The organism is Methylobacterium oryzihabitans, from assembly GCF_004004555.2.
GTDB lineage: Bacteria > Pseudomonadota > Alphaproteobacteria > Rhizobiales > Beijerinckiaceae > Methylobacterium > Methylobacterium oryzihabitans.
This window is the reverse complement of sequence record NZ_SACP01000007.1, coordinates 43896-64230: the sequence shown is the minus strand read 5'-3', so window position 1 is coordinate 64230 and position 20335 is coordinate 43896. Positions and strand designations below refer to the sequence as shown.

The 20335-nt window shown below is 72.9% G+C and carries 18 protein-coding genes; 13 read left to right on the top strand and 5 right to left on the bottom strand.

Going from position 1 to position 20335, the window contains the following annotated elements:
- Positions 1-3: 3 nt before the first annotated feature.
- Complete coding sequence (locus tag EOE48_RS09195) at positions 4-1251, bottom strand: glycosyltransferase family 4 protein (RefSeq protein WP_127728502.1); 1248 nt, start codon at positions 1249-1251, stop codon at positions 4-6.
- A gap of 204 nt (positions 1252-1455) precedes the next feature.
- Between EOE48_RS09195 and EOE48_RS09190 the strand changes: the two genes are divergently transcribed.
- The 9 genes from EOE48_RS09190 (at position 1456) to EOE48_RS09150 (ending at position 10307) form a co-directional block, all read left to right on the top strand.
- On the top strand, positions 1456-2748 hold the full coding sequence (locus tag EOE48_RS09190) for a glutamate-5-semialdehyde dehydrogenase (protein WP_127728501.1): 1293 nt from the start codon (positions 1456-1458) through the stop codon (positions 2746-2748).
- Positions 2749-2780: 32 nt separating this feature from the next.
- Complete coding sequence (locus EOE48_RS09185) at positions 2781-3389, top strand: nicotinate-nucleotide adenylyltransferase (RefSeq protein WP_127728500.1); 609 nt, start codon at positions 2781-2783, stop codon at positions 3387-3389.
- A 350-nt stretch (positions 3390-3739) separates the two neighbouring features.
- Positions 3740-4063 carry a ribosome silencing factor gene (gene rsfS, locus EOE48_RS09180; protein WP_298957807.1) on the top strand — a complete coding sequence of 108 codons (324 nt, stop codon included), beginning with the start codon at positions 3740-3742 and terminating at the stop codon, positions 4061-4063.
- A 30-nt stretch (positions 4064-4093) separates the two neighbouring features.
- Positions 4094-4582 carry a 23S rRNA (pseudouridine(1915)-N(3))-methyltransferase RlmH gene (gene rlmH, locus EOE48_RS09175; RefSeq protein WP_127728498.1) on the top strand — a complete coding sequence of 163 codons (489 nt, stop codon included), beginning with the start codon at positions 4094-4096 and terminating at the stop codon, positions 4580-4582.
- A gap of 386 nt (positions 4583-4968) precedes the next feature.
- A complete protein-coding gene (locus EOE48_RS09170) occupies positions 4969-6324 on the top strand; it encodes a murein hydrolase activator EnvC family protein (RefSeq protein ID WP_187371366.1) in 1356 nt (451 codons plus the stop codon).
- Complete coding sequence (locus EOE48_RS09165) at positions 6324-7646, top strand: S41 family peptidase (RefSeq protein WP_127728497.1); 1323 nt, start codon at positions 6324-6326, stop codon at positions 7644-7646. Before EOE48_RS09170 ends, EOE48_RS09165 begins: the two co-directional genes overlap by 1 nt.
- 144 nt (positions 7647-7790) lie before the next feature.
- Entirely contained in the window at positions 7791-8963 is a 1173-nt protein-coding gene (locus EOE48_RS09160) for a divergent polysaccharide deacetylase family protein (RefSeq protein ID WP_127728496.1), read from the top strand.
- An 81-nt stretch (positions 8964-9044) separates the two neighbouring features.
- Positions 9045-9590: an RNA pyrophosphohydrolase gene (locus EOE48_RS09155; protein WP_127728495.1), complete on the top strand. Its 546-nt coding sequence runs from the start codon at positions 9045-9047 to the stop codon at positions 9588-9590.
- Positions 9591-9650: 60 nt separating this feature from the next.
- Positions 9651-10307, top strand: a complete 657-nt coding sequence (locus EOE48_RS09150) for a DUF2939 domain-containing protein (protein ID WP_127728494.1) — start codon at positions 9651-9653, stop codon at positions 10305-10307.
- A 414-nt stretch (positions 10308-10721) separates the two neighbouring features.
- On the opposite strand, the gene EOE48_RS09145 is transcribed toward EOE48_RS09150, so the two are convergent.
- A complete protein-coding gene (locus EOE48_RS09145; protein ID WP_246154064.1) occupies positions 10722-12254 on the bottom strand; it encodes a carbohydrate porin in 1533 nt (510 codons plus the stop codon).
- Positions 12255-12423: 169 nt separating this feature from the next.
- Here EOE48_RS09145 and EOE48_RS09140 point away from each other — a divergent pair, with 169 nt between their 5' ends.
- Positions 12424-12858: an Hsp20 family protein gene (locus EOE48_RS09140; RefSeq protein ID WP_127728493.1), complete on the top strand. Its 435-nt coding sequence runs from the start codon at positions 12424-12426 to the stop codon at positions 12856-12858.
- Between the two features lie 93 nt (positions 12859-12951).
- Complete coding sequence (locus EOE48_RS09135) at positions 12952-13218, top strand: BQ00720 family protein (protein ID WP_127728492.1); 267 nt, start codon at positions 12952-12954, stop codon at positions 13216-13218.
- Positions 13219-13242: 24 nt separating this feature from the next.
- On the opposite strand, the gene EOE48_RS09130 is transcribed toward EOE48_RS09135, so the two are convergent.
- Positions 13243-14034 carry an alpha/beta hydrolase gene (locus EOE48_RS09130; protein ID WP_127728491.1) on the bottom strand — a complete coding sequence of 264 codons (792 nt, stop codon included), beginning with the start codon at positions 14032-14034 and terminating at the stop codon, positions 13243-13245.
- A 197-nt stretch (positions 14035-14231) separates the two neighbouring features.
- Between EOE48_RS09130 and EOE48_RS09125 the strand changes: the two genes are divergently transcribed.
- Positions 14232-15464 (top strand): glycosyltransferase family 4 protein, encoded by a 1233-nt coding sequence (locus EOE48_RS09125; protein ID WP_127728490.1) that lies wholly within the window; start codon positions 14232-14234, stop codon positions 15462-15464.
- 213 nt (positions 15465-15677) lie between these two features.
- Positions 15678-16199, top strand: coding sequence for a translation initiation factor IF-3 (gene infC, locus EOE48_RS09120; RefSeq protein ID WP_246154063.1), 522 nt, complete (start codon positions 15678-15680; stop codon positions 16197-16199).
- 120 nt (positions 16200-16319) lie between these two features.
- On the opposite strand, the gene EOE48_RS09115 is transcribed toward infC, so the two are convergent.
- Entirely contained in the window at positions 16320-18623 is a 2304-nt protein-coding gene (locus EOE48_RS09115) for an amylo-alpha-1,6-glucosidase (protein ID WP_127728489.1), read from the bottom strand.
- A gap of 241 nt (positions 18624-18864) precedes the next feature.
- Positions 18865-19992, bottom strand: a complete 1128-nt coding sequence (locus EOE48_RS09110; protein ID WP_127728488.1) for a glycosyltransferase family 4 protein — start codon at positions 19990-19992, stop codon at positions 18865-18867.
- Between the last annotated feature and the right edge of the window lie 343 nt (positions 19993-20335).

Here is a 20335-nt window from a genome sequence, read left to right as displayed (position 1 = left end):
CGCTCACAGCCGCGTCGGTTCGGGCGTGCGCCCCTCGGCGAGGTCGGTGATGAGCCGCAGGTGGCGCGGGAGGCAGACCCGCTTGAGGTCGTAGCCCTCGGCGGTGCGCCGGGCGGCCTCGCGCAGGGCCCGGTGGGCGTGCGGGCGCGCCAGCGCGTTGACCACCGCGGCGGCGATGCCCTCGGGCGAGAAGAAATCGACCAGCACGCCGTTGCGGCCGTCCTCGATCGCCTCCTGCACCGGCGGCGTCGCCGAGCCGACCACGAGGCAGCCGGCGGCCATCGCCTCCAGCAGCGACCACGACAGCACGAACGGATAGGTCAGGTAGACGTGGACCGCCGAGACCTGGAGCAGGTTGAGGTAGATGTTGTACGGCACGTTGCCGACGAAGTGCACCCGCGACAGGTCGAGACGATCCTTGACCTCGTCGAGGTAGATCTCGCGCCACGACTTGCCCTCCGGTGCCGCCGCGCCGTAGCTGACGCCGCTGCCGCCGACCAGCACCGCCCGGGCGCGGGGCCGCCGGCGCAGGATCTCCGGCAGGGCGCGCATGAAGCTGTGATAGCCCCGGTACGGTTCGAGGTTGCGGTTGACGAAGGTCACCACCTCGTCGCCGGGCTTGAGCTGCAGGCCCTCGCGGTTGAGGGTGATGCGGGCGCGCGGATCGGGCTTGGCCGCGGCGGTGTCGATGCCGTCGTGGATGACGCTGATCCGGTCGCGGAAAACCGGGGCGATCTGGCTCGCCTGCCAGCGGGTCGGCGAGACCAGCCAGTCCGAGGCCTCGAAGGCGAGGAGGTGGGCGGCGTTCTTGGTCCGCACCGAGAACGCGGATTCGTCGCCGGCGGGCGGGAATTCCGGGTCGAATCCGACGTCGGAGCCGCGGGCGCGGTAGGCGAACTCGGCGAAGGTGAGGAGACGGGCGTCGGGCCAGACGTCCTTCAGGAACAGCGTCTCGCCCCAGCCGGGATGGCCGCAGATCACGTCGGGCACGAAGCCCTCGGCGCGCAGGGCCAGCGCCGCCCGCGCCGCCGCCTCGGCCCGGATCACCTTGGTCTCGAACTCGCGGGCGAGCCGGTGGACGCCCGGCACCTGCTTGGCCTCGATCGGGTAGCGGACGTGGCGCACGCCGGGCAGCGGCGGCGACGGGTTGATGCCGAGCGCCACGACCTCGCAGCCCGGCCTGGCCGCGAGCGCCGGGGCGACGTGCCGGTACTGCCCGGGGAAGTTCTGGTGGACGAACAGGATGCGCATGGCGGGCGGCGGCTCCCGGAGGCTTCAGGCCGTTCTTAAGCGGGGCGGGCCGTCCTCGGCGAGCCCCTCGGAGGGGAAGCCGGGCCCCTTCGCGCGGAAGCCTCGATCGATGGCCGGCAACTTGTCGCGCGCGCCGCCGCCGTGGCATGAGGGCGGGACAGAGGATTCAGCGCCGTCCGGTCGGGGCGGCAGGGAACCGCCGCCGTGTCAGTGCTCTCCCTCAAGTCCCGCTCCGCGGACGATGTCGACGCCCTCATGCTGGCGATCGGGCGCAAGGCCCGCGCGGCGGCCCGGCGGATGGCGCTCGTCCCGGCGGAGAGCAAGGACCGGGCTCTGCGGGAGGCGGCGGCCCGCCTGCGCGCCGCCGAGGCCGGCCTGCTGGAGGCCAACCGCCAGGACCTCGCCGAGGCCCGGGCCAAGGGTCTGCCCGCTGCGACCCTCGACCGGCTGGAGCTGAACCCGGCCCGGATCGCCGCCATCGCCGAGGCGGTGGAGAGCATCGCCGGCCTGCCCGACCCGGTCGGGCGCCAGCTCGCCGCCTTCGAGCGGCCGAACGGCCTCGCGATCGAGCGGGTCTCGACGCCCCTCGGGGTCGTCGGGGTGATCTTCGAGAGCCGGCCCAACGTCACGGCCGACGCCGCCGCGCTCTGCGTCAAGGCCGGCAACGCCGCGGTGCTGCGCGCCGGTTCGGAGAGCCACCGCAGCGCCACCGCGATCGCCGCCGCGATGGCCGAGGGTCTCGCCGCCCACGGCCTGCCGGCCGACGCGATCCAGCTCGTCCCGACCCGCGACCGCGCCGCCGTCGGCGCGATGCTGGCGGGCCTCGACGGCGGCCTCGACGTGATCGTGCCCCGGGGCGGCAAGAGCCTCGTCGCCCGGGTCCAGGGCGAGGCGCGCGTCCCGGTCTTCGCCCATCTGGAGGGCATCTGCCACGTCTACGTCGACGCCGCCGCCGACCTCGACATGGCCTGCCGGATCGTGCGCAACAGCAAGATGCGGCGCACCGGGATCTGCGGCTCGGCCGAGACCCTGCTGGTCGACCGCGCCTGCGCCGCCACCCACCTGCAACCGCTGATCGCGACCCTGATCGACGCCGGCTGCGCCGTGCGCGGCGATGCCGAGGCCCGGGCGGCCGATCCGCGGGTGACCGCCGCCGAGGAGGCCGACTGGCGCACCGAGTACCTCGACGCGGTGATCGCCGTGCGGGTGGTCGACGGGCTCGACGCGGCGATCGACCACATCGCGACCTACGGCTCGCACCACACCGAGTCGATCGTCACCGAGGATTCCGCCGCCGCCGGGCGCTTCCTCGCCGAGGTCGATTCGGCGATCGTGATGCACAACGCCTCGACCCAGTTCGCCGACGGCGGCGAGTTCGGCTTCGGCGCCGAGATCGGCATCGCCACCGGCCGGATGCACGCCCGCGGCCCGGTCGGCGTCGAGCAGCTCACCACCTTCAAGTACCGGGTCCACGGTACCGGTCAGCTCCGCCCCTGATCCGTCGCCGCCCCGCGTGAGACCATAACGCCGTGACCGTGCGCCTGCCGCCGGCCGCCCCGGGCCTGCGGATCGGGCTCTACGGCGGATCGTTCAACCCGGCCCATGCCGGCCACCTCCACGTCAGCCGGCTCGCCCTGCGCCGGCTCGCCCTCGACCGGGTGTGGTGGCTGGTGAGCCCCGGCAACCCGCTCAAGGACCGGCGCGAGCTCGCCTCCCTCGGCGAGCGGATGGCCGGCGCCCGCGCCCTGGCGGCGGACGACCCGCGTATCGCCGTCACCGGGTTCGAGGCCGAGATCGGCGCCCGCTACACCCGCCAGAGCCTCGCCTGGCTGCGCCGGCACCGGCCGTTCCTGCGCTTCGTCTGGATCATGGGGGCCGACAGCCTCGCGAGCTTCCACCGCTGGCAGGGCTGGCGCGAGATCGCCGCGACGATGCCGCTCGCGGTGATCGACCGGCCGGGCCACACCCTGACGGCGACCGCGGCGCGGGCCGCGCAGGCGTTGCGGACGCATCGCCTCGACGAGGCCGACGCCGCCGGCCTCGCCGCCGCGCCGCCGCCGGCCTGGGTCTTCCTGCACGGGCCCCGCTCGGACCTGTCCTCGACCGCGCTGCGAAACCGGCGCGGCGCCGCTGCTTGAAGCCGCTTTGGCGGCGTCTCGGCGCGAAGAGCGCCGCGCGGAGCGGGCATTTCAGGACGGATGTCCTGAAATGCGTCGAGCGAAGCGAAAGCCTAAGCTCGCGGACGCGAGCGCCGGCGCGTGAGGCAAGGCGGGAATCAGGACCATCGCTTTCGAGCGATGGTCCTGGAAACCGGCGCGGCGCAACTTGAAAACCGCCCTCGGGCGGCCCTATTCTAGGACAGGCCGCCGCGACGGCGCCGCATCGACAGGGGTCGGAACTGAACGAATTGACGTCCCGCGAGGCTCGGAGCGACGAGCCCTCCGCTCGGCCCGAGGCGCAAGCTCCGGAGGCCCGGGATCCGCGGTCGATCGCCCTGGCGTGCCTCGACGACATGAAGGCCGAGGATACGGTCGAGATCGATCTCGTCGGCAAGACCTCGATCGCCGACACCATGATCGTCACCTCCGGCCGCTCGCACCGCCACGTCGGCTCGATCGCCGACAAGGTGATCCAGGAGCTGAAGGAGCGCGGCTTCGGCAACGCCCGGGTCGAGGGCCTGCCGGCCTGCGACTGGGTGCTGATCGACGCCGGCGACGTGCTGGTGCACATCTTCCGGCCCGAGGTGCGCGGCTTCTACAACCTCGAGAAGATGTGGGGCGCCGACCGGCCGGGCGACCGCCTCGCCGGCTGACCGCAACCCCGCCGCCGGGAACCCGCCGCGATGCGGCTCGCCCTCGTCGCCGTGGGCCGCCTCAAGCGCGGCCCCGAGCGCGATCTCGCCGACGGCTACCGGGCCCGGGCCGACGCCCTTGCCCGCGGCCTCGGCTTCTCGCCGATCCAGCTCCACGAACTGCCCGAGAGCCGGGCCCGGCGCGCGCCCGACCGCTGCGCCGAGGAAGGCGCGGCGCTCCTCGCCCAGATCCCACCCGGGGCCGCCGCACTCGTGCTCGACGAGGGCGGGCAGGCGCTGACCAGCCCCGACCTTGCGAATCGCGTCGCGGCGTGGCGCGACGGCGCCCGGCCGCAGCTTTCCGTGGTGATCGGCGGCGCCGACGGCCTCGACCCCGCGGTCAAGGCCCGCGCCGACCTGCTGTTCGCCTTCGGCGCCGCGACGCTGCCTCACGGACTTGTGCGCGTCCTCGTCCTCGAACAGGTCTACAGGGCGATGACCATCCTGGCCGGCCACCCCTATCACCGCGGCGCCCCGTGAACCGCTCTCGCGTCCCGCTGGTCGATCTCTCGGGCGTCGCATCGCGATGCTTCGGATGGTTGCGCGCGGTGGCAGCGCAGGTCTTCTCCTCTCCCCGCGGGCGGGGAGAGGGCTTCACCCCCCTCGTCGGGGGTGAAGCGAGCGCAGGCGAAGCCGGAGCGGGGGTGAGGGGGAGCTTCCGGTGGAGCCTCATCCTGCGCCGCCCCCTCACCTTCGGCTGCCGCCTCGCCCCGGTGACGACGAGGTCACCGGAGCCCTCTCCCCGCAAGCGGGGCGAGGAGAACGCGCACGGCCGGGTGTGCGAGTTTTCGATCCCACTCGGGAGAGGGGATCCCGCGCTCGACATCCGACCGCCGAAGCGCGCTCGCACGCTCACGTCCCCTGCAATCCTCCTGTGCCTCACCCTCTCCGCCGCGATCGTCCCCGCCGCCAGCGCCTCGGCCCAGGACAAGGCACCCGGTCCCGAGACCGCCAAGCCCGAGACCACCAAGCCCGACACCCCCAAACCCGATCCGATCGAGCAGGCGAAGGCCGAGAAGGAGCGTCGCGCCGAGAGCCTGCGCGCCCTCGAATCCGCCATGGCGGCGAGCGCCGAGGCGCGCGCGCGCCTCGAACGCGAGGTCGCCGAGCTGAAGGGCGACCGGGCCAAGCTGAACACGGCGCTGCTCGACGCCGCCCGCAGGGCGCAGGAGGCGGAAGGGCGGATCACCGCCCTGGAGGAGCGGCTGCAGACCATGACCGGCAGCGAGGCCGGCATCCGCCGCTCGCTCCAGGCCCGCCGGGCGGTCATCGCCGAGGTGCTGGCGGCGCTCCAGCGCATGGGCCGGCGCCCGCCGCCGGCGGTGCTGGTCCAGCCCGAGGACGTGCTCGCGGCGATCCGCACCTCGATGCTGCTCGGCGCCGTCGTGCCCGAACTCCAGGGCGAGGCCGAGACCCTGGCCGGCGACCTCGCCGAACTCGTGCGCCTGCGCAGCCTCATCGCCGCCGACAGGGAGGCCCTGCGGGGCGACATCCGGGGCTGGGCCGACGAGCAGCAGCGCCTGTCCGCCCTCGTCGCCGCCCGGCAGGCGCGGATCGGCGAGGCCGAGACCGGGATCGCGGCCGAGCGCGAGCGCGCCGCCGGCCTCGCCGGGCAGGCCCGCAGCCTCAAGGACCTCGTCGACCGCCTCGACGGCGAACTCTCGACCGCCCGCAGGGCCGCCGACGAGGCGCGCCGCGCCGCCGAGGCCGAGAGCCGCGAGACCCGCGAGAAGTTCGCCGCGGCCGCCCTGCGCGATCCCGCCCGCCTCGCCCCCAAGGCCCCCTTCGCCCAGGTCCGCGGCCTCGTGCCGCGCCCGGCGAGCGGCGAGGTCGTGCGCGGCTTCGGCAGCCCCGACGGCAGCGGCGGCACCGCCCGCGGCATCTCGCTCGCCACGCGGCCGCGCGCGATCGTGTCGTCCCCGGCCGACGGCAAGGTCGTGTACGCAGGGGCGTTCCGCTCCTACGGACGTCTCTTGATCATCAATGCGGGCGACGGCTACTATCTGCTCCTGGCTGGCATGGACCAGATCACCGTCGAGGTGGGTCAGTTCGTGCTTGCGGGGGAGCCGGTCGCCGCCATGGGAGACGCTGGTCCCGCACCTCCGGTCGGGGCCGGAGGGCGGAACGATCCCGTCCTGTACGTCGAGTTTCGAAAAGACGGTGGCTCCATCGATCCGGAGCCGTGGTGGGCTAAGGGATCAAGCGAGAAGGTTCGCGGATAATGCGCAAAGTTTCCCTCGTCCTGTTCGGAGCGTTCCTGGGCGCCGGGACCGCCACGGTGGCGACCCAGACCCACCTGCTGTCCGGCACCAGCGCGGTGGCGGCCTCGGCCGAGACCTACCGTCAGCTCAGCCTGTTCGGCGACGTGTTCGAGAAGATCCGGACCGACTACGTCGAGAAGCCCGAGGAAGCGAAGCTGATCGAGGCGGCCGTCAACGGCATGCTGACCTCGCTCGACCCGCATTCGAGCTACATGGACGCCAAGAGCTTCCGCGACATGCAGGTGCAGACCCGCGGCGAGTTCGGCGGCCTCGGCATCGAGGTCACGATGGAGGACGGCCTCATCAAGGTCGTGACCCCGATCGACGACACGCCCGCCGCCCGTGCCGGCCTGCTCGCCAACGACGTCATCACCCAGATCGACAACGACCAGGTCCAGGGCCTGACCCTGAACCAGGCCGTCGACAAGATGCGCGGGCCGGTCAACTCGCCGGTGAAGCTCAAGATCACCCGCAAGGAGGCGAAGGACCCGATCGAGGTCACCCTCAACCGCGACCTGATCCGCATCAAGCCGGTCCGCTCGCGGGTCGAGGGCGGCGACATCGGCTACATCCGCCTGACCCAGTTCAACGAGCAGACCTTCGACGGGCTCAAGACCGCGATCGACAAGATCTCCGGCGAGATCCCGGCCGACAAGCTCAAGGGCTACGTCATCGACCTGCGCAACAATCCGGGCGGCCTGCTCGATCAGGCGGTGATGGTCTCCGACGCCTTCCTCGACCGCGGCGAGATCGTCTCGACCCGCGGCCGCAACCCCGACGAGACCCAGCGCTTCTCGGCCAAGAGCGGCGACCTGACCAAGGGCAAGCCGGTCGTCGTGCTGGTCAACGGCGGCTCGGCCTCGGCCTCCGAGATCGTCGCCGGCGCGCTCCAGGACCACAAGCGCGCGACCGTGATGGGCACCCGCTCGTTCGGCAAGGGCTCGGTGCAGTCGATCATCCCGCTCGGCGGCAACGGCGCCCTGCGGCTCACCACCGCGCGCTACTACACCCCGTCCGGCCGCTCGATCCAGGCCAAGGGCATCGAGCCCGACCAGGAGGTGCTTCAGGACGTGCCCGACGAGCTGAAGGGCAAGGACGAGACCAAGGGCGAGGCCGGCCTGAAGGGCCACCTGAAGCAGAAGGACACCGAGGAGCGCGGCGGTTCGTCGGCCTACATCCCGCCGGACCCGGCCAAGGACAAGCAGATCCTCGCCGCCGAGGACTTCCTGCGCGGCGTCCAGAAGGGGGCCGCCAACACCCAGAAGTCCGGCGTGCCGAACTGACGCAGGCGGCCGGGTCCCGCGCGGATCCGGCGCCGCTTAAGTCTTCGTTAACCATGTGGGCCCGCAATATCGGCCGAACGGCCGGTGCTGCGGGCCTTCTGCTGCCGCGCCGTCCCCGAGACAGGTTGCGGAATCCCCCACCCCGTGTCCCTCGCGTCGCACGATGTCCTGTCCCGGCCCCTCGGGCTGCGGGACGAGGCGCCCGGCCGCACCGCCTGCTGGCGGACCGCGCTCCGGCGGGCGACGATCCTCGCCGCCACGACGGCCGTCGCCGGGCTCGCGCTGTTCGTCGCCCTGACCGACGATCCCCTCGGCGGCGAGCCCTTCGCCGTGGCGACCATCGAGCGGCGTGCGCCGGAGCCGGCCGCTCCCGCCGCGGCGGCGGTGTCGCCGGACCGCAGCGCCGGCGAGGTCGAGCAGGTCTCCGGCGTCGCGGTGATGCGGCCGGACGGGACCGGCGCGCCGGATTCCCGGGTGATCCGGGTGCCCGATCCGGAGCCGGTCCGCCTCTCCCCGGCCCCCGACCCGCGGGTGAGCGAGCGCGGCCGCTACGGCACCCTGCCGCGGATCGGCCCCGACGGCAGCCGCGCCCTCGACGTCTATGCCCGGCCCGAGGCGTCGTCGCTGCCCGGCGGGGCGGCGCCGGCGGGGCGGATCGCCCTGCTGGTCACCGGGCTCGGCATCGGGCAGGCGGCGACCCGCGACGCCCTCGCCCTGCCGCCGGCGGTCACCCTGGCCTTCGCCCCCTACGGGACCGAGATCGCGCGCCTCGCCGCGCGGGCGCGGGAGGCCGGGCACGAGGTGATGGTCCAGGCGCCGATGGAGCCGTTCGACTATCCCGACAACGACCCCGGGCCGCAGACCCTGCTCGCCGGGGCGAAGCCCGCCGACAACGTCGACCGCCTCGGCTTCGTCCTCGGCCGGGTGCCCGGGGCGGTCGGGGTCGTGAACTTCATGGGCGCCCGCTTCACCGGCGAGGCCGCCGCGCTGGAGCCGGTGCTGCGCGAGATCGGCGGGCGCGGCCTAGGCTTCCTCGACGACGGCTCCTCGCCGCGCTCGCTCGCCCTCGACGTCGCCCGCAAGGCCCGGGTGCCGGCAGCGGCGGCCGAGATCGTGGTCGACGCGGTGCCGCGCTCCGACGCCATCGACCGCGAACTCGCCCGCCTGGAGGAGGCCGCCCGCCGCAAGGGCGTCGTGGTCGCCACCGCGACCGCCCTGCCGCTCACCCTCGACCGGGTCGCCCGCTGGGCCCGGGGCCTGGAGTCCCGCGGCCTGCTGCTGGTCCCGGTCAGCCGGGCCTTGCGCAACGGGCGCTGATCGCGCAACCAGCGGCGGCAGGCCCGCGCCCTCTGCGCGGTCCGGTTTTCCTGCGCGTCGCAACAGGCCAAGGTCGTCCGGATGGTCTCCCGCCCCCACACCCCCGCCCTGGCCGACCTGCCGTACCGCCCCTGCGTCGGCATCGCCCTGTTCAACCGCGACGGCCTCGTCTTCGCCGGCCGGCGCCGGCTCGACGGCGATCCCGGCCTCGGCGGCGCGCTCGGCGGTCACGCCTGGCAGATGCCCCAGGGCGGCATCGACCCCGGCGAGGCGCCCGGCGACGCCGCCCTGCGCGAGCTCTACGAGGAGACCAGCGTGCCGGCCGGCTCGGTGCGGCTCCTCGGCGAGGCGCCGGGCTGGTACAGCTACGACCTGCCGACCCTCGCCTCGGGCAAGCTCTGGAAGGGCCGCTATCGCGGCCAGACCCAGAAATGGTTCGCCTTCGCCTTCCTCGGTTCCGACGATGAGATCGACATCCATCATCCCGGTGGCGGCAGCCACAAGGCCGAGTTCGACGACTGGCGCTGGGAGCCGCTCGACCGCCTGCCCGAGCTGATCGTGCCGTTCAAGCGGCCGGTCTACGAGCAGGTGGTCGCCGCCTTCGCGCCCTACGCGCGGCCGGCGTGAGCGGCGGCGTGCGCGGGCGCGTGCCCGGCCCCGTCGCGCCGTCCGTGCCGGGCTGAGCCGATGCGCTGGTGCTCCGCCTTCCTGGCGCTGATCCTGCTCTGGCTCGCCTACGGCCTGTCGCCCTACGTCGCGCTGTACCGCCTGAGCCGGTCGGCGCAGGCGCACGACGTGCCGGCGGTGGCCGAGCGGGTCAACTTCCGCACCCTGCGCCAGTCGCTCGCCCGGCAGGCCACCGCCGCGGCGGTGGCGGCGATCGCGGCGCGGCGCGACCTCTCGGCCCCGGAGCGGCAGATGCTCACCGACGCCGCCGCGAGCCTCGCCGAGCCGGTCGTCGCGGCCCTCGTCACCCCGGAGGCGGTCACCGACCTCCTCGACGACGGCTGGCCGCAGCGGCTCGATCTCGGGGCGAGCGAAGCTCGCACGGGTGAAACCCGCACGGGTGAAACCCGCACGGGCGAAGCCGCGGGCGAGGTCCGCCGTCACCGCAGCGGCCTGCACGGCGCCAGCCTGGGCCAGCTCTTCGCGCTGTTCCGCTCCGCCGAGCCGCGGGGCTTCCGCGGCATCGTGGTCAGCTATCCCCCCGACCTGGACCGCAGCGAGCAGTACCATCTGCGCCTGCGGCTGCGGGGGCTGGCGTGGCGGGTCGTCGAACTCGACCTGCCGGCGGCCCTGCGCGACCGCCTGACCCAGGCCCTGGTCCGGCTCCCCCGGCGCTGAGGTTCATACGAAATCCGACCGATTGCGTCGCAATGCGGAAACCGGCTTCGCTCAAGCGCCGCGCGGGCTGGTGAGACGGTTTTTGAACGAAACGTCCAGAAATCCGTATCAGTTCCTCACCGGCTTCGCCGTCCCTTGCGGATGAAACGGGGCGGCGGTTTTCTGCTCCCGTTGCAGCCGTGGAAGGCGGTCTTCGTCCTAACGCGGGTCCCCCTCTCCCGAGTGGGAGAGGGGACAGGGGTGAGGGTGGCTCGGGTTCAGAATCAGGCACCAACGGTTGAGCTTCGCAACTCGACGGTCGGCATTCAATTCTGAAGTGTCTCCACCCTCACCCCTACCCCTCTCCCACTCGGGAGAGGGGATCCCGCGCTTAAAATTCGACTGCAAAACCAGTCGTTTGCAGCGAGTTTCTATTTAGTACCGGATCGCCGTGCTGACGCCGAACACCAGGGCGTTCTTCATCCGCCCGGCCCCCGGGAAGATCGGGTTCGCGATCCCGCCGCCGGGACGGACGAAGTACTGGACGTGCGGCTGCACCGTCAGGCCGGCGGCGGCGACGATCTGGTAGGTCGCCTCGATCACCGCCTCGAAGTCGCGTACCGGCTGCGGCTGGCCGGTGAGCGCGATGGCGTCGCGGTCGGCCCGGCGGGCGGCGTCGGAGATCCGCTGGTAGGTCACCGCGATGCCGGCGGTATCGCGCGGGCGCCCCGGCAGCAGGCCGCGATAGGCGAAGCCGGCATCGAGGTAGAGGTCGAGCAGGCTCGCGCTGCCCGGCGAGCCCATCAGCCGCACGAAGGCGCTGAGGCCCTGGTCGCGGCCGGGCTCGCGAAACAGGGTCTGGTCGATCATCGCGTAGATCCCGTCCTCGCCGCGCAGGCGCCGGGGCACGCCGGTGCCGAGGGGACTCGCCAGCGGCAGGCCGGCGGCGTCGCGGCGCAGGTCGTCGAAGCGGCCGAAATGGTGCCACGCGCCGAGCGTCACCGTTCCGGGCTCGCCGAGGATGAACCCGCCCCAGGTCGACGGGTCGAGGTTGTAGGCGTAGGCCGCCTCGGCGATCGCGAGCGGCGGATCGTGGAACCGGAAGTTGGTGCCGTTGCGGTTGAGCCGCGCCGGGTCGAGGGAGCCGGCGGGCACGGCGGGTCCGGCCGGATCGCCGTCGTAGAGGCCGACCTGCACCGAGAGGTTGCGGTTGGGCTCGATCTTGGCGCGGATGCCGGGCGTCGCCAGCGGGTAGGCGGGCCCGCCGCTCGGCAGGTTGGCGCCGGCGATGTCCGGCCAGCCGAAGGTGCCGTTGATGAACAGCGTCGCGGTCTGGCTGACGATGAACTCGGTGTCGGCCGCGAGCTGGCCGAGCCGGATCCCGAGCCGGTCGTCGAACAGGCGCTGCTCGATCCAGGCCTCGAACAGCCGGGTCGCCGGCAGCGTCTCGTTGCCGCTGACCGCCGCGAGGCTGCGCAGGTAGCTGCGCTGCAGGCCACGGCCGTGGATCTGGTAGGCGTTGGCGTGGAACGCCGCGCCCGACCAGCCGAGCAGCGGGCCGAGATCGGCGTCGAGCTGGCCGTCGAGCAGACCCTGGTAGATCGCCCCCCGGCGGGCGCCGCCGGTGACGTTGCCCAGCACGCCGCTGATGTAGGTCAGGCTGTAGCGGATGCCGGCCGCGTCCAGCCGCGCCCGGATCCCGCCGGGATCGCCGGAGGGCCCGAGCAGCTCCTGGATCGAGCTTTCCTCGCCGGCCGAGCGCTTGGCCGAGACCTCCGGCTGGCCGATCGAGGTGCGGGGGTCGCCGCCGGCGCCTTCCCGCAGGACGAACGGCAGCGGCAGGCGCCCGATCCCGCCCGGCGCCCGAGCTGGCGCGGGCGCCTGGGCCGGGGCGGGCGCCGGCGACAGGGCGAGCGCCGATCCCCACACGAGGGCGACGAGGAGAGGCGGCGGGCGGCCCGGCATCATGACGCGGGACCCTACCGGCCCGACGTAACGTCCGGGTAACGGGCCGGCCCCTTGATGCGCTGGGCTCGCATCCTCATATCGTCGAAGCCGGCCGGGTCCGGCCCGGGAGTGCCGCAGCCGTGGGCTCCCCCTCCGAAGTGCCTCTCACGAAAGGGCTTCGTTCCAGGCCATGTCGCGTCCCTCGCCGTTCGGGCATCCGTTTCTCCTCGGCTTCGACGAGATCGAGCAGGCGCTCGACCGCGTCGCCAAGGCCGCCGGCGACGGTTACCCGCCCTACAACATCGAGCGTCTCGTCCGCACCGAGCGGGAGCCGGAGCGCCTGCGGATCACGCTGGCGGTCGCCGGCTTCACCCGCGAGCAGCTCGACGTGACGCTGGAGGAGAGCCAGCTCATCGTCCGCGGTCGCCAGACCGACGACAAGAGCCGGACCTTCCTGCATCGCGGCATCGCCGCGCGGCAGTTCCAGCGCGCCTTCCTCCTCGCCGACGGGATGGAGGTGCTGGGGGCGGACCTCTCGAACGGCCTGCTGTCGATCGACCTCGCCCGCCCCGAGCCGGAGCGGATCGTGCGGCGGATCGACATCGCCTCGCGCGAGACCGACTGACCGTCCCCATATCCGGTTCACAGCCATCCGGCCGGACCGCCCGCACGGGAGCCGCCCGGACCCCCGCTCTGCCGCCTCGAAGGAGGGCGCATCATGTCCGACACCACCGTCACCAGCCCGAATCCCGTCCTCGACCCCGGCAGCCTCGCGGCCCTCGGCGAGGGCCATGTCGCCTACGTCAAGGCGATGCGCTCGGAGGAGGTCAAGCGCCTGTTTCCGCAGGCGCCGGACCTGACCCCCGGCGTCGACCTGTTCGCCCTGCTCTCGGCGAGCGGCGCCCCGATCCTGCTCACCGACAGCCGCGACGCGGCGATCGCCAACGCCTGGGCGCACGACCTCCAGGCGGTCAGCGTCCACTGATCCCGGAAGCGGCCAGGAAGGCGGTCAGCGCCCGCTGACCGCGGAAGCGGCCGGGTCGGCCGCCGCGATGGTCTCCACCGCGGCGGTCAGCCGCGCGAGGTCGTCAGGCCCCGACAGGCGGTGCTCGCCGGCCTTGGTCAGGGTCAGGGTTACGTCCTGCTCCGGCAGGCGCTCGACCAGCGCGAGGGCGTGGCGCCACGGCACGTCCGGATCGGCCATGCCCTGGAGGATGTGGACCGGGCAGCCGGGATCGATCGGGCCGTCGAGCAGCAGGTGGCGCCGGCCGTCCTCGATCAGGGCCCGGGTCACCGGCGTCGGCTCGGGCGAGTACGCCGAGTCGCGCTGCCAGACCCCGTCCTCCATCACCTGACGGCGGATCTCGTCCGGGAACCGGCGCCACATCAGCGCCTCGGTGAAGTCGGTCGCCGGTGCGATCAGCACCAGCCCGGCCGGCCGCAGGCGCCGCGCCGCCAGCAGGGCGATCCAGCCGCCCATCGACGACCCGACGAGGACCGGACGCTCCGGCGCGAGGCGGCCGATCACCGCCTCGGCGTCGGCGAGCCAGTCCGAGATGGTGAAGTCGGAAAACCGCCCCTCCGATTCGCCGTGGCCGGAATAGTCGAAGCGCACGAAGCGCCGGCCGCGGGCCGCGGCCCAGGCGTCGATCGCCTCGGCCTTGGTCGCCCGCATGTCCGACCGGAACCCGCCGAGCCAGACCACCGGCGGCCCGTCGCCCTCGCGCACCAGGGTGGCGAGGCGGTGCGGCCCGCAGCCGGCCGGCATCGGGATCGCGGGTGGTCGTGCTGTCTCGGTCATCGTACCCCCTTCATCCCATGGCCGTCGTCCGGGCGCGCCGGGATGCGGTTTACCGCTCGGAAACGCAATCGCGCGAGGCTGGCGCCGTGCATCCCGTCGTTGCACGGTGACCCCGTCACCCGCTCTACCCGATCCGGCGCCCCGGCGCCGCATCGCTCCCGCCCCGATCGGGCGCAGTCCTGACCCGGAGCCCGACTCTGCCGACCCAGGCGACGTTCCCGACCACGCTCCATCCCCTCGCGGGGCGGACCGTGCTGCAGATCATCCCGGACCTCGATGCCGGCGGCGCGGAGCGGACCACGGTCGACGTCGCGGCGGCCCTGGCGGCGGTCGGGGCCCGCGCCCTGGTGGCGAGCGAGGGCGGGCGCCTCGTCGGCGAGCTGCAGGCCAAGGGCGGGGTCTGGGTGCCGTTCCCCGCCGGGACCAAGAACCCGGCCGCGATGGCGCTCAACGTCGGCCGGCTCGCCCGGATCTGCCGCCAGGAGGGCGTCGGGATCGTCCACGCCCGCTCGCGCGCGCCGGCCTGGGTGGCGCTCGGCGCCAGCCGACGCCTGCGCCTGCCCTTCGTCACCACCTTCCACGGCAGCTATTCCGGCCGCTCGCCGGTCAAGCTGCTCTACAACTCGGTGATGGCCCGCGGCGACGTGGTGATCGCTAATTCCCACTTCACCGCCGACGCGATCCGCTCCCTGCACCCGCAGGCCGCCGGCGACCGGGTGCGGGTGATCCACCGCGGCACCGACCTCTCGGCGTTCTCCCCCGGCCAGGTCGCACCGGCCCGGGTCGAGGCGGTGCGCCGGGCCTGGGGCGTCGCCCCGCACGAGCGCGTGGTGCTGCTCGCCGCCCGGCTCACCGGCTGGAAGGGGCACCGGGTGCTGATCGAGGCCGCCGCGATCCTGCGCCGCCAGGGCCTCGGCGACGTCGCGGTGGTGCTCGCGGGCGATTCGCAGGGCCGCACCGGCACGGTGCGGGAGGTCGACGCGATGGTGGCGTCCCACCACCTCGGCGGGGTCGTGCGCCGGGTCGGGCACTGCACCGACATGCCGGCGGCGTTCCGGGCCGCCTCGGTGGTGACCGTGCCCTCGACGGAGCCGGAGGCGTTCGGCCGCTCGGCGGTCGAAGCCCAGGCGCTGGGCACCCCCGTCGTCGTCTCGGACCTCGGCGCCGTGCCCGAGACCGTGCTGGCGCCGCCCGAGGCGCCGGCGGCCGAGCGCACCGGCTGGCGCGTGCCCGCCGGCGACGCCGAGGCCCTCGCCGCGGCGATCGCGGAGGCGCTGCAGCTCGGCGCCAGCGCCCGTGAGGCGCTGGCGCGCCGGGCACGCCGCCACGTCGAGCAGAACTTCTCGCTCGAGCGGATGATCGCCGACACCCTCGACGTCTATGCCGGCCTGCTCGGCGGCCCCGTCGACGGCACGACGTCGGCCGGATGAGCCGGCCGTGGCAAGGTCACGGCGGAGATTCGCGATGTGGCAACCAAGTGGCGCGACCGCGAGTTGACTTCCCGTGGAGTTTGGACAAGGTGACGCGGTTCAACTGAGTTTGACCGCACGGTGAACCGGAGCCCGCCCGAGCGGGCGGCCCGGGCTCCACCGCACACCGTCAACAGCAAGGAGATTCCAGCCATTCGCAGACCGATGAGAGCCATGCCGGCCCCGCAGAAGGACGGGCCGCGCGCCAACCGGGACATCCGTGGCGTCCGTGAAGTCCAGCTCATCGACGAGAGCGGCCAGAACCGCGGCGTCATGGCGTTCTTCGACGCGCTGCAGGTGGCCGAGGAGGCGGGACTCGATCTCGTCGAGATCGCCCCGAACTCGGCGCCGCCCGTCTGCAAGCTGCTCGATTACGGCCGCTACCGCTTCAACGAACAGAAGAAGCAGGCCGAGGCGCGCAAGCGGCAGAAGACCGTCGAGGTCAAGGAGATCAAGCTCCGCCCCGGCATCGACAAGCACGACTACGACACCAAGATGAAGGCCGTTCAGCGGTTCTTCGAGGAAGGTGACAAGGTCAAGGTCACGCTGCGCTTCCGCGGTCGCGAGATGGCGCACCAGGATCTCGGCTACCGCCTGCTCGAACGCGTGAAGGCCGAGACCCAGGAAGTCGCCAAGGTCGAGAGCGAGCCCCAGCTCGAAGGCCGGCAGATGATCATGATCCTGGCGCCGCGCTGAGACCGCGCGGCCCGCACCACCCGATGGGATGACCCGCCCGGCAGGCCCCGCCTCGCCGGGATTTGTCGCATGGGCAGGGGTCGTCGCAGGCTCCCCTCCAGGGGAGCCTGCGCCCGTTCCTCACTTCAGCAGCACCACCTGCGCGTCGCCCCGCCGCTTGAGCACGTTGACCGTCACGTCGGCGCCGTGCCGGTGCAGCAGCAGATCGACGCGCGACCCGCCGAGCTTCAGGTTGCGGATCAGCACCTCGTCGAGGAAGCCCGGCAGGATCGGATCGCGGAAGCGGATCCGGTTGCGGTCGTGGCGCAGCTCCAGCCCGAGGCAGGCGGCCAGGAACGCGAACGGCGCCACCGCCGCCCAGGCCTGCGGGCTGCACGCGACGGGATAGTTCGTCGGGCCGCGCTGCTTGCGCTGCACGAAGCCGCAGAACAGCTCCGGCAAGCGCCGCCCCTCCTGGTAGAGCGCGGCGCCGTGCTGGCCCTCGAAGATCCGCGCCGCCTCGCGCTTGTAGCCGTAGCGGGCGAGCCCCAGCGCGCAGAGCGCGTTGTCGTGCGGCCAGATCGAGCCGTTGTGGTACGACATCGGGTTGTAGCGCGCTTCGCCCTGGGCGATCGTGCGCACGCCCCAGCCGCTGAACCCGTCCTTCGACATGAGCGCCTCGGCCACCCGCGCCGCCCGCTCCGGCAGGGCGATGCCGGTGAACAGGGCGTGGCCGGCATTCGAGGACCGCACCGCGCAGGGGCGCTTGTCGCCGTCGAGGGCCAGCGCGTAGGTGCCGAGTTCCTCGAGGAAGAACGCCTTGTCGAAGGCGGTCCGCAGGCGGTCGGCCTCGGCCTTGAGGCGCTCGGACAGCGCGGCGTGGCCGAGTTCGGCGGCGAGCTTCGCCGCGCCGCGCTTGGCGGCGTAGACATAGCCCTGGACCTCGCACAGCGCGATCGGCCCCTGCGCCATCCGGCCGTCGGCGTGGAAGATCGAATCGTGGCTGTCCTTCCAGCCCTGGTTGGCCAGCCCCTTCTCGGTCTCGCGGGCGTATTCGACGAAGCCGTCGCCGTCGCGGTCGCCGTAGGTGTCGATCCAGGCCAGGGCCGCCGTGATGTTCGGCCAGATCGCCTCGATCGTCGCCCGGTCGCCGGTCTGCTCGAAATACTGCCCGGCCAGCATCACGAAGAGCGGCGTCGCGTCGATGGTGCCGTAGTAGAGCCGGAACGGCACCTCGCCGAGGATCGCCATCTCGCCGTTGCGGGTCTCGTGCAGGACCTTGCCGGGCTGGGCGTCGGCGGCGGGATCGACCGTCTTGGCCTGGGTCGCCGCGAGGTAGCGCAGCACCCCGCGGGCGATCTCCGGGTCGATCCACAGCGCCATCATCGCCGTGATGATGCCGTCGCGGCCGAACACCGTGCTGTACCAGGGGATGCCGGCATAGGGGTAGATGCCGTGCGGCGTGCGGGTCGCCAGCATGTAGAGGTCGGCCGTGGAGCGGCAGGCGGCCTCGTTGAACTGGTCGTTCGAGCTCTCGATCGTGGTGATGTTGGCGGTCGCGGCGCGCAGGTCGCGGCGGGCGTCGCGGTAGGCCAGCGCGAAGGTCATGCCCTCGCCCTTCGGATGCACCTGCGCGCGCAGGGGCTTCGGATAGACCGGGGAGGTCGGCGGCAGGGCGCTGCCGACCGCGGCGAGGCGCCCCGCGCCCTGGTCGGCCTGCGTGCTCTCGCACACCACCCGCACGAACACCGAGGCGCGGCCCCCGGGAGCGAGCCGGACCTCGAACTCGGCGAATTCCTCAGCGATCCGCGCCGGCCGCGGCCCGAAGCACAGGCGGGTCGTGCGCGCCCGCCCGTCGAGGCCGGCGTAGCGGAAAGTCACCTCGTCCTCGCCCGTGACCGCCACGGTGCGCTCGCCCTGGCGCGGGCGGTTGCTGCCGCGGACCTCGAACAGGTCGCGGAAATCGGCGTCGAAGCTCACCCGCAGGCGCAGGTGGCGCGGCCGGGTGTCGTAGTTGCGCAGGCCGATCCGGTCGTAGCAGGTGCCGCGGAACAGGAACTTGGTCCGCTCGAGCGCGATCAGCTCGCGCGGGATGCTGGTCTCGTCGTTGGCGTCGAGGCGGATGTCGGGCGTCGTCAGGTCGACCGACAGCGCGCCGTTGTCGTCCTGGATCACCGAGCCGAGCAGCATCGGCCGCTGGCCCTCGACGGTGAGCTGGAGCCGGGACAGGAACCGGGTGTCCTGGAAATACAGCCCCTCGGGCCCCGGGAACACGCCGATGTCGCCGTAGCTGTCGAGGACCGCGAAGGCGTCGCCGTGCTTGAGCGAGCGCAGAGGCCGCTCGATCAGCGAGTGCTGGGCCTCGATGTGGTACTGGGGCAGGTTCTCGTCCGACGGGGCGCCGGGGGCGGGGAATGCAGCGAGCGCCGTCGCGGTGTCGGTCATCGGCACGGGTCTCCCGGAGAGGGCGGGGCGATTCGCCGCCCGCTGCCTCCTAACGCCTGCCAATGTGGGCCATCGTGCGGCCGGTGCCAGGGCCGCGCCTGCGCGGATGTCGGGCAGCCGGCGCCGCCGCGATGGGCAGAACGGGAAAGCCCGGCCTCCGCGGGGAGGCCGGGCTTCGCGGCGGTTCGGGGATGGGCGTTGCGGGTCACACGACCCGCACGGGTCAGACGACCGGCACGGGTCACACGACCCGCAGGTGGGCGTGGGCGCCGTTGGTGGCGCCGTTGATCGCGCCCGGGACGCCGAGGCCGAGGCCCGGCAGCTTGATCGCGTCGGCCTCGCGGGCGATCAGCGACTCGTAGGCCGAGACGTAGCTCTGCGCCATCACGGTGGCGGTGAAGCGGGTCTCGAAGTAGCGGCGCACCCGCTCGCGGCTCATCGCCTTGACGGTGTCGACCGCGGCCACGGCGGCGTCCATCGAGTCGACGACCACGCCCGATACCCCGTCCTTGATGACTTCCGGCACCGAGCCGTTGCGCCACGCGATCACCGGCGTGCCCGCCGACATCGCCTCGATCATCACGAGGCCGAACGGCTCCGGCCAGTCGATCGGGAAGGCGAGGGCCAGGGCATTGCCGAGGAATTCGTGCTTCTGATCCTCGTTGATCTCGCCGATGTACTCGATCAGCGGGTGGTGGATCATCGGCTCGATGACCTCGTCCCAGTATTCCTGGTCGGCCTTGTCGACCTTGGCGGCGATCTTCAGCTTCACGCCGGAGCGCTTGGCCATCTCGATCGCGCGGTCCGGGCGCTTCTCGGGCGAGATGCGGCCGAGGAAGGCGAGGTAGCCGCCGTCCTTCGGCTGGGGCGAGAAGCGGCAGTTCTCCGCCGGCAGGCCGTGGTGGATGGTCGAGAGCCAGTTGGCGTTCGACGGCATCGGCCCGCGCTGGTGGTCGGAGATCGACACCAGCGGCATGCCCGTGAAGGTGCGGTAGACGGGCATGAAGTCCGGCACGTCGAGGCGACCGTGCAGGGTCGTGACGCACTTGTGGTTCAGGTCCTCGAACAGCGGGTACTGCAGGAGGTCGATGTGGAAGTGGATGATGTCGAACTCGTCCGCCCGCCGGCGCAGATGGTAGAGCATCGCGAGGTGGCTCGCGACGTGGTCGCGGATGCCGGCGAGCCGCAGGCCCTCGGGGGCGCAGGCGACGAGCTTCGCCGAGGTCTCGGAGTCGCCGCTGGCGAACAGCGTGACGTCGTGGCCCTGCCGGACCAGCTCCTCGGTCAGCCACGAGACGACGCGCTCGGTGCCGCCGTAGAACTTCGGCGGGACGGCCTCCGCGAGAGGGGCGATCTGGGCAATGCGCACGGCGGGTTCTCCTGAAACGCCAATCGTTGGCGGCATCAAGCACGATCGGGCCTGAGCGGGATATGAACGAAACCACGCTTATACGGTTATGGTTCCGGTGCGCCGCACAAGAACGGCCGAGCTTCCCAACCGGGCCCGGAATGCCCGCTCTCCACACGGCCGCGGGCCATCGCCAAGCTGCCGCGGGCCATCGTTGCCAAGCTGTCGCGGGCCATCGTTGCGAAGCGCCGGCACCTCTGCTATAGGGCGCGCCTCACCGAACCGCCCGGCCGACAGGGCTGCCGTGGCGGTTCGTGTCGCTCCACGAGACATCGCACGCGATGGTCGGGTCCGGACAAGGGGC

Coding starts and splice junctions, on each gene's coding strand:
- rlmH (WP_127728498.1), top strand. CDS start 4,094: ATGCGGCTCGCCCTCGTCGCCGTGGGCCGCCTCAAGCGCGGCCCCGAG.
- EOE48_RS09135 (WP_127728492.1), top strand. CDS start 12,952: ATGTCCGACACCACCGTCACCAGCCCGAATCCCGTCCTCGACCCCGGC.
- EOE48_RS09115 (WP_127728489.1), bottom strand. CDS start 18,623: ATGACCGACACCGCGACGGCGCTCGCTGCATTCCCCGCCCCCGGCGCC.
- EOE48_RS09140 (WP_127728493.1), top strand. CDS start 12,424: ATGTCGCGTCCCTCGCCGTTCGGGCATCCGTTTCTCCTCGGCTTCGAC.
- EOE48_RS09130 (WP_127728491.1), bottom strand. CDS start 14,034: ATGACCGAGACAGCACGACCACCCGCGATCCCGATGCCGGCCGGCTGC.
- EOE48_RS09145 (WP_246154064.1), bottom strand. CDS start 12,254: ATGATGCCGGGCCGCCCGCCGCCTCTCCTCGTCGCCCTCGTGTGGGGA.
- EOE48_RS09165 (WP_127728497.1), top strand. CDS start 6,324: ATGCGCAAAGTTTCCCTCGTCCTGTTCGGAGCGTTCCTGGGCGCCGGG.
- EOE48_RS09155 (WP_127728495.1), top strand. CDS start 9,045: ATGGTCTCCCGCCCCCACACCCCCGCCCTGGCCGACCTGCCGTACCGC.
- EOE48_RS09150 (WP_127728494.1), top strand. CDS start 9,651: ATGCGCTGGTGCTCCGCCTTCCTGGCGCTGATCCTGCTCTGGCTCGCC.
- EOE48_RS09195 (WP_127728502.1), bottom strand. CDS start 1,251: ATGCGCATCCTGTTCGTCCACCAGAACTTCCCCGGGCAGTACCGGCAC.
- infC (WP_246154063.1), top strand. CDS start 15,678: ATGCCGGCCCCGCAGAAGGACGGGCCGCGCGCCAACCGGGACATCCGT.